15 protein-coding genes are annotated in these 12552 nt (G+C 72.1%); 9 read left to right on the top strand and 6 right to left on the bottom strand.

What is annotated here, in order from left to right; translation table 11 throughout:
• Positions 1 to 3 precede the first annotated feature (3 nt).
• Positions 4 to 969, bottom strand: coding sequence for an alpha/beta fold hydrolase (locus ACZ6Y1_RS17540; protein WP_469629675.1), 966 nt, complete (start codon positions 967 to 969; stop codon positions 4 to 6).
• 132 nt (positions 970 to 1101) lie between these two features.
• Here ACZ6Y1_RS17540 and ACZ6Y1_RS17535 point away from each other — a divergent pair, with 132 nt between their 5' ends.
• The 4 genes from ACZ6Y1_RS17535 to ACZ6Y1_RS17520 all read left to right on the top strand — a co-directional run bounded on the left by ACZ6Y1_RS17535 (position 1102) and on the right by ACZ6Y1_RS17520 (position 2937).
• The gene (locus ACZ6Y1_RS17535) at positions 1102 to 1311 is read left to right on the top strand and encodes a hypothetical protein (RefSeq protein ID WP_469629672.1); all 210 of its coding nucleotides are present in this window, start codon (positions 1102 to 1104) and stop codon (positions 1309 to 1311) included.
• Positions 1312 to 1492: 181 nt separating this feature from the next.
• On the top strand, positions 1493 to 2140 hold the full coding sequence (locus ACZ6Y1_RS17530) for a TetR/AcrR family transcriptional regulator (protein WP_469629667.1): 648 nt from the start codon (positions 1493 to 1495) through the stop codon (positions 2138 to 2140).
• A 138-nt stretch (positions 2141 to 2278) separates the two neighbouring features.
• Positions 2279 to 2506, top strand: coding sequence for a DUF3107 domain-containing protein (locus ACZ6Y1_RS17525; RefSeq protein ID WP_469629665.1), 228 nt, complete (start codon positions 2279 to 2281; stop codon positions 2504 to 2506).
• 128 nt (positions 2507 to 2634) lie between these two features.
• Positions 2635 to 2937: a hypothetical protein gene (locus ACZ6Y1_RS17520; protein ID WP_469629662.1), complete on the top strand. Its 303-nt coding sequence runs from the start codon at positions 2635 to 2637 to the stop codon at positions 2935 to 2937.
• 90 nt (positions 2938 to 3027) lie between these two features.
• Here the strand turns inward: ACZ6Y1_RS17520 and ACZ6Y1_RS17515 are convergent, their stop codons facing one another.
• Positions 3028 to 3786 carry a ferritin-like fold-containing protein gene (locus ACZ6Y1_RS17515; RefSeq protein WP_469629660.1) on the bottom strand — a complete coding sequence of 253 codons (759 nt, stop codon included), beginning with the start codon at positions 3784 to 3786 and terminating at the stop codon, positions 3028 to 3030.
• Between the two features lie 471 nt (positions 3787 to 4257).
• Here ACZ6Y1_RS17515 and ACZ6Y1_RS17510 point away from each other — a divergent pair, with 471 nt between their 5' ends.
• The 3 genes from ACZ6Y1_RS17510 to ACZ6Y1_RS17500 all read left to right on the top strand — a co-directional run bounded on the left by ACZ6Y1_RS17510 (position 4258) and on the right by ACZ6Y1_RS17500 (position 7517).
• The gene (locus ACZ6Y1_RS17510) at positions 4258 to 6303 is read left to right on the top strand and encodes a DEAD/DEAH box helicase (protein WP_469629657.1); all 2046 of its coding nucleotides are present in this window, start codon (positions 4258 to 4260) and stop codon (positions 6301 to 6303) included.
• 93 nt (positions 6304 to 6396) lie between these two features.
• Positions 6397 to 7266 carry an alpha/beta fold hydrolase gene (locus ACZ6Y1_RS17505; protein WP_469629654.1) on the top strand — a complete coding sequence of 290 codons (870 nt, stop codon included), beginning with the start codon at positions 6397 to 6399 and terminating at the stop codon, positions 7264 to 7266.
• Between the two features lie 98 nt (positions 7267 to 7364).
• Complete coding sequence (locus ACZ6Y1_RS17500; RefSeq protein ID WP_469629651.1) at positions 7365 to 7517, top strand: hypothetical protein; 153 nt, start codon at positions 7365 to 7367, stop codon at positions 7515 to 7517.
• Between the two features lie 73 nt (positions 7518 to 7590).
• On the opposite strand, the gene ACZ6Y1_RS17495 is transcribed toward ACZ6Y1_RS17500, so the two are convergent.
• The 4 genes from ACZ6Y1_RS17495 to ACZ6Y1_RS17480 form a co-directional block, all read right to left on the bottom strand.
• Positions 7591 to 8196, bottom strand: a complete 606-nt coding sequence (locus ACZ6Y1_RS17495) for a MarC family protein (protein ID WP_469629648.1) — start codon at positions 8194 to 8196, stop codon at positions 7591 to 7593.
• Between the two features lie 102 nt (positions 8197 to 8298).
• Positions 8299 to 9162 (bottom strand): PHP domain-containing protein, encoded by an 864-nt coding sequence (locus ACZ6Y1_RS17490; protein ID WP_469629645.1) that lies wholly within the window; start codon positions 9160 to 9162, stop codon positions 8299 to 8301.
• A gap of 79 nt (positions 9163 to 9241) precedes the next feature.
• The gene (locus tag ACZ6Y1_RS17485) at positions 9242 to 9886 is read right to left on the bottom strand and encodes a DUF6758 family protein (protein WP_469629642.1); all 645 of its coding nucleotides are present in this window, start codon (positions 9884 to 9886) and stop codon (positions 9242 to 9244) included.
• 71 nt (positions 9887 to 9957) lie between these two features.
• Positions 9958 to 10542, bottom strand: a complete 585-nt coding sequence (locus ACZ6Y1_RS17480; RefSeq protein WP_469629640.1) for a suppressor of fused domain protein — start codon at positions 10540 to 10542, stop codon at positions 9958 to 9960.
• Between the two features lie 357 nt (positions 10543 to 10899).
• Between ACZ6Y1_RS17480 and ACZ6Y1_RS17475 the strand changes: the two genes are divergently transcribed.
• Both ACZ6Y1_RS17475 and ACZ6Y1_RS17470 read left to right on the top strand, forming a co-directional pair.
• Entirely contained in the window at positions 10900 to 12015 is a 1116-nt protein-coding gene (locus ACZ6Y1_RS17475) for a magnesium and cobalt transport protein CorA (protein ID WP_469629637.1), read from the top strand.
• Between the two features lie 13 nt (positions 12016 to 12028).
• Complete coding sequence (locus tag ACZ6Y1_RS17470; RefSeq protein ID WP_469629634.1) at positions 12029 to 12547, top strand: hypothetical protein; 519 nt, start codon at positions 12029 to 12031, stop codon at positions 12545 to 12547.
• The last annotated feature ends 5 nt before the right edge of the window (positions 12548 to 12552 follow it).

Here is a 12552-nt window from a genome sequence, read left to right as displayed (position 1 = left end):
TCCTCAGCCCTCGTCTTCGGTGTCCCGGAGGAGCCCCCGGAAGGCGTCGGCCACCAGCCCGGGATACTCCATCATCGCCACGTGCCCGGCGTCGGGCAGCGTCAGCAGCCGCGAGCCCCGGAAGGACGCGGCGGCCCTGCGCGCCATACGGTACGAGACGAGCTGGTCCCGGCCGCCGTAGACGAGCAGGGTCGGGGCGAGCACCCGCTGCGCCTGGCGCCACAGTCCGTGCTGCCCGCCGAGGGTGTAGGCGTCGACGATCCCGCGGGAGGACCTGGTCATCGCCTCCCAGAAGTAGGGGAGACCCATCCGCCGCTCCATCTCCGCGACGGCCGCCTGGAACCCTTCGGGAGTCACCCGGGAGGGGTCTCCGTAACAGAGGTCCGTCACTCCTCGGGTGCGTTGTTCGGCGGTCATCCCCCGGGTCATCCGGTTGAAGAGCGCCGCCACTCCGGGTACGGCGAGAAGCGCGGTCGGCACGGCGCCCTTCTGCACGCGCAGCTCGGGCAGGGCGGGCGAGACCAGCGTCAGGGTGCGCACGAGGTCGGGCCGGACGGCGGCGACCCGGGTGGAGACGGCGCCGCCGAGGGAGTTGCCGAAGAGGTGCACCGGGCCGCGGCCGGCGGCGTCGAGGTGGCGGATGACGGCGCGGGCGAAGCCGGTCACGGAGTAGTCGCGGTCGGCGGGCGGCGGGGACCAGCCGAAGCCGGGCAGGTCGACGGCCTCGCCGTCGACGGTGTCGGCCAGCTGTTCCATGAGGACCGACCAGTTCTGCGAGGAACCGCCGAGTCCGTGGACGAACAGTGCGGGCGGCAGATCGGTGCCCAGTGCGGGGCGCGCCCGGAAGTTGAGCTCCAGCCCGGGCAGCACGACGGTCCGCGACTGCTCCCCCTCGGCCACCGGGACCGCTCCCACCAGGGACGACAGCTCGGCGGTGGACCGTACGCCCGGCAGCTCCGTGGAAGACATGCGGGCAATGTTACGAGACGATCACGCCCGGCCTCCTGTGTTCGCGGTCACAGAAGTGTGGCAATCCGCATAGCGGGGTATCCGCGTTCCTCCTAGGCTCGTAGGTGAAACCAAGGAAGCGAGGGGAGCGGGATGACTGTCGACCCTGCGGAACCGGACACTTTCCAGGAGGCCGAGTTCTCGGACCCGGAGGCGCCCGAGGCGGACGTGGCGGAACAACTGGCCGAATTGCAGCCGGACGAGGACGACCCGCTGGGCGGCCCGGAGCGGGGCGAGGCCGCCGACGGCGACGCCGCCGAGCAGGCCCGGGTGGTGCCGCTGGACGAGGACGACTACCGCTGAGCGGTCTCCGGCCGACCCGTCGCCGACCCCTGACCGACCCCTGACCGACCGCTGACCAGCGCGTCCGACCGGTCCGTACCGCGAGAAAAGTCGGCTTGAACCCTCCAGATTCGGTTACCGAAAAGTACGATGGCGGCGCGGCGCAGAGCGCACTGTGTTCATAGAGAAAGTGGGAGGCGGCGTGACAGCCATCGAGCAGACCGAGGCAGCGCGTCCGCGGGGCACGCGACTGCCGCGCCGAGCCCGGCGCAATCAGCTGCTGGGCGCGGCCCAGGAGGTTTTCGTCGCGCAGGGTTACCACGCGGCGGCGATGGACGACATCGCCGAGCGCGCCGGGGTGAGCAAGCCGGTGCTGTACCAGCACTTCCCGGGCAAGCTCGACCTCTATCTGGCGCTCCTCGACCAGCACTGCGAGGCGCTGCTGCTGGCCGTGCGCGGCGCGCTCGCGTCGACGACGGACAACAAGCTGCGCGTGGCGGCGACGATGGACGCCTATTTCGCGTACGTGGAGGACGAGGGCGGCGCCTTCCGGCTGGTCTTCGAGTCCGACCTGACGAACGAGCCGGCCGTGCGCGAGCGCGTCGACCGGGTCTCGCTCCAGTGCGCGGAGGCCATCTCCGACGTGATCGCCGAGGACACCGGGCTGTCCAAGGACGAGTCGATGCTGCTCGCCGTGGGTCTGGGGGGCGTCTCGCAGGTCGTGGCCCGCTACTGGCTGTCCAGTGAGAGCCCGGTCGCCCGTGACACGGCGGTCGGCCTGCTGACCTCCCTCGCCTGGCGCGGCATCGCCGGCTTCCCGCTGCACGGCACGGAGGGCACGGGAGCCTGACGGGCCCGACGGGGCTGACCGGCCGCTGTTCGCTGCGAGCGTGTCCGGTCAGCGCAGTCCGCGTCCCCTCTCCGGGCTAATGTGGTCCGCGTACGGCGCGGCTGATCGCGCGAAACGGACCGTCGGAGGGACAAAGCCGTGGAGGTCAAGATCGGCGTGCAGCACGCACCCCGGGAGATCGTGCTGGAGAGCGACCTGAGCGCCGAGGAGCTGGAGCGCATCGTCGCCGCCGCCCTGTCCGGCAGCGAGCCGCTGCTGAGCCTCAGCGACGCCAAGGGCCGCAAGGTCCTGGTGCCGTCCGACCGCCTGTCGTACGTGGACCTGGGTGAGCCGACCGCGCGCAAGGTCGGTTTCGGGAACCTCTGAGGGGTGTCCGGAGGCACGGAGAACTGAGCGAGACGGCCCGGTGGTTGATTCCATCGGGCCGTTTCCCTTTCTTCCGCTTCGGGTAGGACGGCAGTGACCCGGTTTGCCCCGACGTTTCGGAGGGACCCATGCTGCTGATGGAAGCGCTCGGCTCTGCTCTGCTGGGCCTCGCCCTTTCCGCGACAGCCGCGAGAGCGCTGGCGCAGCGGCTCCCCTCCCCGAGGATCGTCCTGGTCAGCGGAGTGCTGGGGGCGCTGTTCGGGGCGTATCTGACGCACTTCGCGCTGGGCCCCGGGCACAACACGCTCACGGCGACCTTCGTCGGCGCGGTGTTCGTCTCGGCGGTGGTCCTGTCGCTGCTGCTCCGTCCGGCCGCAGGGCCCCGCAGGCAGCCCCACAGGACTCCGTTTTCGCTCCCGACGCGGGGCTGACGACCGGTCCCGTACGAACCGTCCCCGACGAGGCGGAGGCCCCGGTGCGCCGTGATGCGCGCCGGGGCCTCCGCCTCGTACGGGTGCCGCTCAGGCGGCGAGGCCCAGGGCCGCCATGCGCTTGGTGTGGGCCTTGGTGATGCGGGTGAACATCTCGCCGACGGCCGCCAGGTCGAAGCCCGCCGCCATTCCGTCGACGCCGCCGACCAGCATGGTGGAGAGCGCGTCGCGCTCGGCGACCACGCGCTGGGCCTGCGAGAGGGCCTCGCCCATCAGCCGGCGGGCCCACAGGGCGAGCCGGCCGCCGCAGCGCGGGTCGGCCTCGATCGCGGCGCGGACCTTCTCGACGGCGAAGTTGCCGTGGCCGGTGTCGTCGAGCACGCCGAGCACGAGCGCGCGGGTGTCGGTGTCCAGGTGGCTGGCGACCTCGCGGTAGAAGTCGCTGGCGATCGAGTCGCCGACGTACGCCTTGACCAGGCCCTCCAGCCAGTCCGAGGGCGCGGTCTGGCGGTGGAAGTCGTCGACGCCCTTCGCGAAGGGCTCCATGGCGGCGGTGGGCTCGGCGTCGATGGCGGCGAGGCGGTCGCGCAGGCGCTCGAAGTGGTGGAACTCGGCGGAGGCCATGGCGGCGAGCTCGGCCTTGTCGTCGAGGGTGGGCGCGAGCTTCGCGTCCTCCGCCAGGCGCTCGAAGGCCGCGAGCTCGCCGTACGCGAGGGCGCCGAGCAGGTCCACGACGGCGGCCCGGTACTGCGGCGAGGCGGAGGCCGTCGCCCAGTCCTGGGCGGCGATGCCCACGGCTTCGGCGGGAGTGCTGTCGTCGGCGGGCGAGGCGTTTTCAACGGTCGACATGCTCCGCACAATAGCCCGCCGAAAGGCGCGCCAAGTCACCACACCTACGCACTGTCGGGACACCTAAACGCGTCGACCCGGTGAATTCACCCGACACACCTGCGCGAATCCGGGGTACAGTGGTAATGCGCTTGCCGAATACTCGGCGGCGCATCCGAATGAGGATGCCCGGTCGGTGGCCCGATCGGCTCCAACCGACCGCCCTCGGCGTGGTGAGTACGTCCATGCGTGCCGCCGCCGACGAGGGGCCCCCTCAGCGGCAGATGCGCTTGAGCGAAGGCCAGTGGTCCCGCGCAGCTTCGTACGTGGCAGTACTGCAAGCACGGCACGGTACGACCCCCTTCGCCGCCTCGCGCCGCGTCTCACAGAAGAGGCAGCACCCTGACTACGTTCCGAGACCTCGGGATCTATCCCGAGACGGCCGAGGCCCTCGAGGCCGTCGGCATCGTGTCCCCCTTCCCGATCCAGGAGATGACCCTTCCCGTCGCCCTTTCCGGCACGGACGTCATCGGCCAGGCGAAGACCGGTACCGGCAAGACGCTCGGTTTCGGCCTTCCGCTGCTGGAGCGGGTCGTCGTCCCCGCGGACGTCGAGGCCGGCCGGGCCAGGCCCGACCAGCTGACCGACGCCCCGCAGGCCCTCGTGGTGGTTCCGACCCGCGAGCTGTGCACCCAGGTCACCAACGACCTGCTGACCGCGGGCAAGGTCCGCAACGTCCGCGTCCTCGCCATATACGGCGGCCGCGCGTACGAGCCGCAGGTCGAGGCGCTCAAGAAGGGCGTCGACGTGATCGTCGGCACCCCGGGCCGCCTGCTGGACCTGGCCGGGCAGCGCAAGCTCGACCTGTCCCACGTCAAGGCCCTCGTCCTGGACGAGGCCGACGAGATGCTCGACCTGGGCTTCCTGCCCGACGTCGAGAAGATCATGAACCTGCTGCCCGCGCGGCGTCAGACGATGCTGTTCTCGGCGACCATGCCGGGCGCGGTCATCGGCCTGGCCCGCCGGTACATGTCGCAGCCGACGCACATCCGCGCCGTCTCCGAGGACGGCGAGGGCGCGACCGTCGCCAACATCGCGCAGCACGTCTTCCGCGCGCACAACATGGACAAGCCGGAGCTCGTCTCCCGCATCCTGCAGGCCGAGGGCCGCGGGCTGGCCATGATCTTCTGCCGTACAAAGCGCACGGCCGCGGACATCGCCGAGCAGCTGGAGAAGCGCGGCTTCGCCTCGGGCGCCGTCCACGGCGACCTGGGCCAGGGCGCTCGCGAGCAGGCGCTGCGCGCGTTCCGCAACGGCAAGGTCGACGTGCTGGTCTGCACCGACGTCGCCGCGCGCGGTATCGATGTCGAGGGTGTGACCCACGTCATCAACTACCAGACGCCGGAGGACGAGAAGACCTTCCTGCACCGCGTGGGCCGTACCGGCCGCGCGGGCAACAAGGGCACCGCCGTCACCCTGGTCGACTGGGACGACATCCCGCGCTGGCAGCTGATCAACAAGGCGCTGGACCTGGACTTCCACGACCCGGTCGAGACGTACTCCACGTCCCCGCACCTGTTCGAGGAGCTGGGCATCCCGGCGGGCACCAAGGGCATCCTGCCGCGCGCCGAGCGCACGCGGGCCGGCCTGAAGGCCGAGGAGCTCGAGGACCTGGGCGAGACCGGCGGCCGCGGTGGCCGTGGCGGTCGCGGCCCGGCCGCAGCCGCCGCGGTGACGGAGGAGCGCCCCGCGCGTACCCGTACGCCGCGCCAGCGCCGCCGTACCCGTGGTGGTGCGGAGCTCGGCGCCGAGGCCGCTGCCGCCGCTCCCGTGGCCGAGGCCCCGCAGGCTCCGGAGGCTCCGGCCGCCGACGAGCCGCGCAGGCCGCGCCGCCGCCGCACCCGCGTGGGCACGGTGCCGGCCCAGGCCGTGGAGACCGCTCCGGTCGCTGTGGTCGCCCCGGCCGCTCCCGTGGTGGAGGCCGCGCCCGTCGCTCCCGTGGTGGAGGCCGCTCCGGTCGCCGCCGCCGTGGTGGAGGAGGCTCCGGCCAAGCCGAAGCGCACCCGCACCCGCAAGGCCGTCGCCGAGGCCCCCGTGGCCGCCGCGGTCGAGGCCCCCGCGCCGGCCCCGGTCGCCGAGGAGGCTCCGGTCGCGCCGAGGCGTACCCGCAAGCCGACCCAGAGGTCGGTCATGGCCGACGTGGTCCCCGTGGTCGAGGAGGCGCCGGTCGCGCCGCGCCGCGTCCGCCCCCGCAAGGTCGTGGCGGCCACGCCCGAGCCGGACTTCCAGATGGCCCCGCTCGTGGAGCCGGCCCCGGTCCGCCGTACCCGCCCCCGCAAGGCGGCCGAGGCCGCACCGGCGGCCGTCGCCGAGTCCGCCGTCGTGGCGGAGGAGGCTCCGGCCAAGCCGAAGCGGACCCGTACGCGCAAGGCCGCGGCAGCTCCGGTCGCCGCCGAGTCCGCCGTGGTGGCGGAGGAGGCCCCCGCGAAGCCGAAGCGCACGCGCGCCCGCAAGGCCGCGGCCGCGCCGGAGGCGTAGGCACGACCCGATGGCCCGGTCCCCGTTCGCGGGGGCCGGGCCATCGGCGTACCCGGGCCGCACGGGAATCTACGGGCCGGTAACCTCGGGCCCATGAGCAAGCCTCCGCGCCTCACCCTGCCGTCCGTCGCCCATGGGCACCTCCTCGCCACCGCCCGCGGCGAGTTCGCCGTGCACGAGGCCGGGGAGCCCGTCCGCGGCACCGTCCTCCTGGTCCCCGGGTTCACGGGCAGCAAGGAGGACTTCATCGGCCTGTTGGAGCCCCTCTCCGCCGCCGGCTACCGGGTGGTCGCCGTCGACGGACGCGGCCAGCACGAGACCCCCGGCCCGCGCGAGGAGGCCCCGTACGCCCTGGAGGAGCTGGCGCGGGACGTCCTGGCGCAGGCCGCGGCGCTGGGAGCGGGCCCGGTGCACCTGGTCGGGCACTCGCTGGGCGGGCTGATCTCGCGCGCGGCGGTGCTGCGCGACCCTTCGCCGTTCGCCTCGCTGACCTTGATGAGCAGCGGGCCGGCCGCCATCGCGGAGGACCAGCGGGCGCGTACGAAGCTGCTCGTCGCCGCCCTCGAAGGAATGGGCGACACAGCGCCCGACCAGAGCATGGCGGGCATCTGGGCGGCGATGCGCGCCCAGGATCCCGAGGACGCGGTCGCCGACTCCCCCGAACTGGCCGAGTTCCTGCGCGCGCGCTGGCTGGCCACGGTCCCCGAGCAGTTGATCGTCACGGGCCGGGTGCTGATCTCCGAGCCCGACCGGGTGGAGGAGCTGAGCCGCGCCGCCCTGCCGAAGCTGGTGCTGTCGGGCGAGCTCGACTACGCCTGGCCGGTCCCGCTGATGGACGAGATGGCACGGCGACTGGGTGCGCGGCGGGTGGTCGTCCCGGGTGCGGAACACTCCCCCAATGCGGAGAACCCGCAGGTCACAGCGGGTGCGCTGAGCTCGTTCTGGGCCTCCTGCACCCACTAGTCCTTAGTCAGTGAAAAAATTTCCTTAGCGTAGGGAATGATTGCGGCTTACTCTTCGTTGACTCCTGTGCAAGGAGAAACCGACGAAGGGAGAAGCCCGTGCGCTTCGAGATTCTGCGCCTGGACGACGTCGACGGGACCGCCGTGGACAGCACCGTCGTGGACGCGTCCTCCGTCAACCGGATCGTGCAGCAGGCCGCGGCCGTCGGCCAGCGCATTCTGATCCGACCGGCCGAGAGCGCGTCCATCTGACGCTTCGCGCATACGTTCACGCCCCCGCACCGGTCACGGTGCGGGGGCGTTCGCATGCGCTCGGAATCCCCGGTCAGGCGCCGTGGACCACCTGGAGCACGCCGTTGATGATCTGCTGGACGGCGATCGCGGAGAGCATCATGCCGGCGAGGCGCGTCACGAGGACCACACCGCCGTCCTTGATGACCCGGATGATCACCAGCGAGTAGCGCATCGTCAGCCACAGCACGACGTGCATGGCGGCGATCGCGGCCCACACGGAGAGCTGGCCGCCGAAGCCGTCGGCCTTCTGCACGGCCAGGATCACGGACACGATCGCACCGGGCCCGGCCAGCAGCGGCATGCCCAGCGGGACGAGGGCGACGTTTACGTCCTTCGTCTGCTTCGGCTCGTCGGTCTTGCCGGTGAGCAGGTCCAGGGCGATGAGCAGGAGCAGCAGACCGCCGGCGATCATCAGCGCCGGGACGGAGACGTGCAGGTAGTCCAGGATCTGCTGGCCGCAGACCCCGAACACGGCGATGACCCCGAAGGCCACGCACACCGCCTGCCAGGCCATGCGGCGCTGCACCTTGGCGGGACGGCCGGAGGTCAGGGCGAGGAAGATCGGCGTGATCCCCGGGGGGTCCATAATCACGAAAAGCGTGAGAAATAGGGATCCGAAGACGGCGAAATCAAACACAGTGATGCCTTGCAGGTGAGGGGTGTCGCGAAAGGGGGGTATCGCGCAGAAGAGCGGAAAGGGGTCGGGAGAGGTGGAGCGGGCAGGCCGGAGGGCCGTCCGTCAGCGCTCGCGTCCGCCGGCGCCGGGCACCGGGAAGGCCCCGGTGGCGCGGCGCGTGATCTCGCCGTAGATCTCGGGGTCGGTCGTGTACTCGCCGAGCCGGCAGGTCTTGCGGCTGCCGTGGTAGTCGCTGGAGCCGGTGGTCAGCAGTCCGAGGTCGGCGGCCAGGCCGCGCAGCCGGGCGCGGGTGTCGGCGTCATGATCCATGTGGTCCACCTCTATGCCGTCCAGGCCCGCGGCCGCCAGCTCGGCGATCGCGGCCTCGGGCACGCACGCGCCGCGCTTGACGGCGAGGGGGTGGGCGAAGACGGTGACCCCGCCGGCCGCCTTGACCAGGCGGATGGCGTCGAAGGGGTCGAGCTCGTGCTTCTCGGCGTACGCGCGGCCGCCGTCGGCCAGCCAGTCGGGCGTGAAGGCGTCCGACACGGTGCGTACGACGCCCAGCTCGACGAGGGCGGTGGCGATGTGCGGGCGCCCGACCGAGCCGGCACCGGCGATCCGGGCCACCTGCTCCCAGGTGACGCCCACGCCGAGGTCCTGGAGCTTGCCGACCATGGTCTGCGCGCGGGGGGTGCGGTCGTCCCGTACGAGCTCCCGCTCGCGGGCGAGCTCCGGCTCCTCGGGGTCGAAGAGGTACGCGAGCATGTGCATCCCGACCCCGTCGAGGCGGCACGACAGCTCGGCGCCCGTGACCAGCGTCAGCCCGGCCGGCACCGCGGCGACGGCTTCGGCGTACCCGCCCACGGTGTCGTGGTCGGTCAGCGCGACCACGTCGAGCCCCGCGGCGGCGGCATTGCGCACCAGCTCGGCGGGGGTGTCCGTACCGTCGGAAGCGGTGGAGTGGGCGTGCAGGTCGATGCGCACAGCCGGGCTCCAGTGTTCGTACGGGCGAGGGGGGACACTCCAGGATAACCGGGCCGAAGACCCCCTCTGGTCCAGACCTCTAGGCCGGTCCCAGGATGCGGGGGCTCAGGGCCCCGCAAGGAAGGAGCTCGACCTCCGCTCCCGCGTCGCGGAGGTCGGTGAGGACGAGCTCGTCGTACATCAGGAGGCCGGTCTGCTCCGGCCACACGATCGCCCACAACCACAGGCCCCGCGCCTCGCCCGCGAAGACGGCCCGGTCGTCGGGGCACCCCTTCAGGTGCCACAGCGGGGTCGGGCGGCCCGCGGCCACGACCTTGGCGTGCGGGGGCGCCGACACGTCGATGTGGGTGCCGGGGTCCGGGCCGTCGATGCCCGCGTAGCGCGCGCCGAGACCCACTCCCAGTTCTTCCGCGACCAGGACCAGCTCGCCGATGCCGCCCAGCGGGCCGGGACCCGAGCAGGCCACGGCCGAAGCCCGGCCCCCGTTGCGGTCGTCACCGGCGGACGCGACCCCGGTGAACAGCCACCCCACCGGCAGCGGCCAGGGCATCCACACCGGCACCCGGGCCCGGTGCACCACGACCCCCAGGGCTTCCACGCTGGGCGGGATGACGGGTTGCAGGGGGTGGACAGTGCCGTGCACGGCGCACTGCCAGGAGTCGGAGAAGAGTCCGGGCGCCCTGACCCGGCCACCGCACTTCGGGCAACTCGGTTCACCCCTCATAAGAAGCCACGCTCCTCCCCGCCCGCCCGCCAGTCAAGGCTGGCTCACCCATCCGGGCCGCGGCCGCGGGGTCAGTCGAGCGCGACCGCGCTGCGCAACGGGTCGCGCAGATCGGTGCCCCGGGCGAGCCAGCGCTCCTGGAGGGCCGCGGCGCCGTGCACGCGTTTCCACGCGGCCTCGTTGGCCGTCATCGGCAGCAGCGGCAGGAAGCGGACCGGGTCCATGGGCTCGTCGAGCTCCAGGTCCTCCACCAGGCCCCCGGGTTCCGCCACGAGCACGGAGCTGAAGGCGGCCCCGTCCCACAGCGGTTCACCCACGTCGAGCGAGGCCCCGGGGGCCACGATCAGACCCTCGACCTGGGGGGAGGCCGCCAGCACGGCGAGCGGGCGGAGCAGTTTGTCGGTGGGCGCGAGTCCTGCTCGTACGGTCAGCACGAGCTCGGCGCGCGGCCCGCGGACGGGGTCGGCGACCATGTCGGTCGGGTCGGTCATCGGGTTCGCGGACATCCCGAGGGTCGCGTACCGCACGAGGTCGCCCTCGGCGAAACGGAGTACCTCGATGCGGTCGGTGCCCAGGAAGGTGACGGCGGCGCGGGCGTCGGGTTCGCCGAACGCGGTGCGCAGCCGGGCCTCGACGAGGGCCAGAATTTCTGCCATGGAGCGAGCATAGAACTCGTATCAGGCGGGTAAAGGGCGGGTCTTGACCATCAGTCGGCTGATAGTGTTGACAGCTGGTTCGGGCCGCACGCAGAAGCGTTGTTTCAAGGCCCTGGGCGACAGGACGTCCCCCACGGGGGACCGGCCGGAGGAGGTGGGGCTGCGATGGACCGAAGTCGATCGTGCAGTACCAATCGCTCTTCCACTTCCCTGACGCTCTGAATCAGTAGAAGAGCGACGGCAGAACGTCTTTGTCCTCCCGTCCTGTTCCTTCCGCCTGCCCGGGCCTGCCCGCCCGCGCCCCCGGAAGGTCTCCCACCCGTGCGGTCCGCAGCCGTGCGCGAGAAGGAGCCTGCCATGTCGATGCTGCCCTACCTGCGTGCGGCCGTCCGTCCGTCGCTCCGCAAGGCCACCCCCGCCCAGCCGGGCTACGACACCACGCGCGACCCCTCCGCCAGCAGTGCGGTGGTCGACTGCGCCGTGTACCGCGCCGGCCGGCGCGTCCAGGGAACGGCCTGCCTGACGCCCCGTGAGGCCATCCGCCGCGTCCGCGAGGACGGCGGTTTCGCGTGGATCGGCCTGCACGAGCCGACCGAGGCCGAGTTCGCGGGGATCGCCGCCACCTTCGGGCTGCACCCGCTCGCCGTGGAGGACGCGGTGCACGCGCACCAGCGGCCGAAGCTGGAGCGGTACGACGACACCCTCTTCACCGTCTTCAAGACGATCCACTACGTGGAGCACGACGAACTGACCGCCACCAGCGAGGTGGTGGAGACCGGCGAGGTGATGTGCTTCACCGGCCCCGACTTCGTCATCACCGTCCGGCACGGCGGCCAGGGCTCCCTCAAGGGGCTGCGCCACCGCCTCCAGGACGACCCGGACCTGCTCTCCAAGGGCCCCTCCTCCGTGCTGCACTCCATCGCCGACCACGTGGTCGACGGGTACATCGCGGTCGCGGCCGCCGTCCAGGACGACATCGACGAGGTGGAGAGCGCCGTCTTCGCCGCTCCCGCCAAGGGCGTCACCCGCGGCGGTGACGCGGGCCGCATCTACCAGCTCAAGCGCGAGGTACTGGAGTTCAAGCGGGCGGTGTCGCCCCTGCTGCGGCCGATGGAGCTGCTCAGCGAGCGCCCGATGCGGCTGGTCGACCCGGACATCCAGAAGTACTTCCGCGACGTCGCCGACCACCTCGCGCGCGTGCACGAGCAGGTGGTGGGCTTCGACGAGCTGCTGAACTCGATCCTCCAGGCGAACCTCGCGCAGGCGACCGTCGCCCAGAACGAGGACATGCGCAAGATCACCTCGTGGGCGGCGATCATCGCCGTGCCCACCATGATCTGCGGGGTGTACGGGATGAATTTCGATCACATTCCCGAACTCCACTGGAAGTACGGCTATCCGATGGTGATGGCCGCCATCGTCGCCAGCTGCTTCACCATCCACCGGGCCCTGCACCGCCACGGGTGGCTGTGAAATTCTGACGATCATGAAAAAGAACCAGTTGGGGCGACTCATCGGTGGCCTCTTCGGCCTGGCCTTCATCCAGGCCAACGCGGGCGCACTGCCACAAGCACTGTCCGCGCCCCTGCGCGTGGCAGCGGTCGCCGCGTTCCTCGGCCTCTTCCTTTCGATACGCCGGAACACCGCCGCGCCCGCGCCGAGGGCGTCCTTCGGCCGGAACTACCGGTACGTGGTGGCCGCCGAGGTGATCGCCGGCCTCGGCGGAGCGGCGTTCCTCACCAACGTGCTGGACACGCCGCGGGCGACGGCGGGCTGGATCGCCCTGGTCGTCGGCGTGCACTTCTTCGCCCTGGCCGCCGTCTGGCGCATGCCGGCGCTGCGGGTGCTCGCCGCGGCGATGTCCGTGTGCGGGGCGGCGGGAATGGCACTGGCGATCGGGGGCGCACCGGCCGCCATGGTGGCGGCGGTCTCCGGGGTCGCCCCGGGCGCACTGCTGCTCGCCGCCGCCTGGCGGGGCGCCTCCCGCCCCGCCGTGGCCGTGTGACCTCG

It is taken from the genome of Streptomyces sp. NPDC053432 (assembly GCF_055585365.1).
The sequence above is the reverse complement of the archived record's forward strand: the minus strand, read 5'-3'. Positions and strand labels throughout refer to the sequence as shown.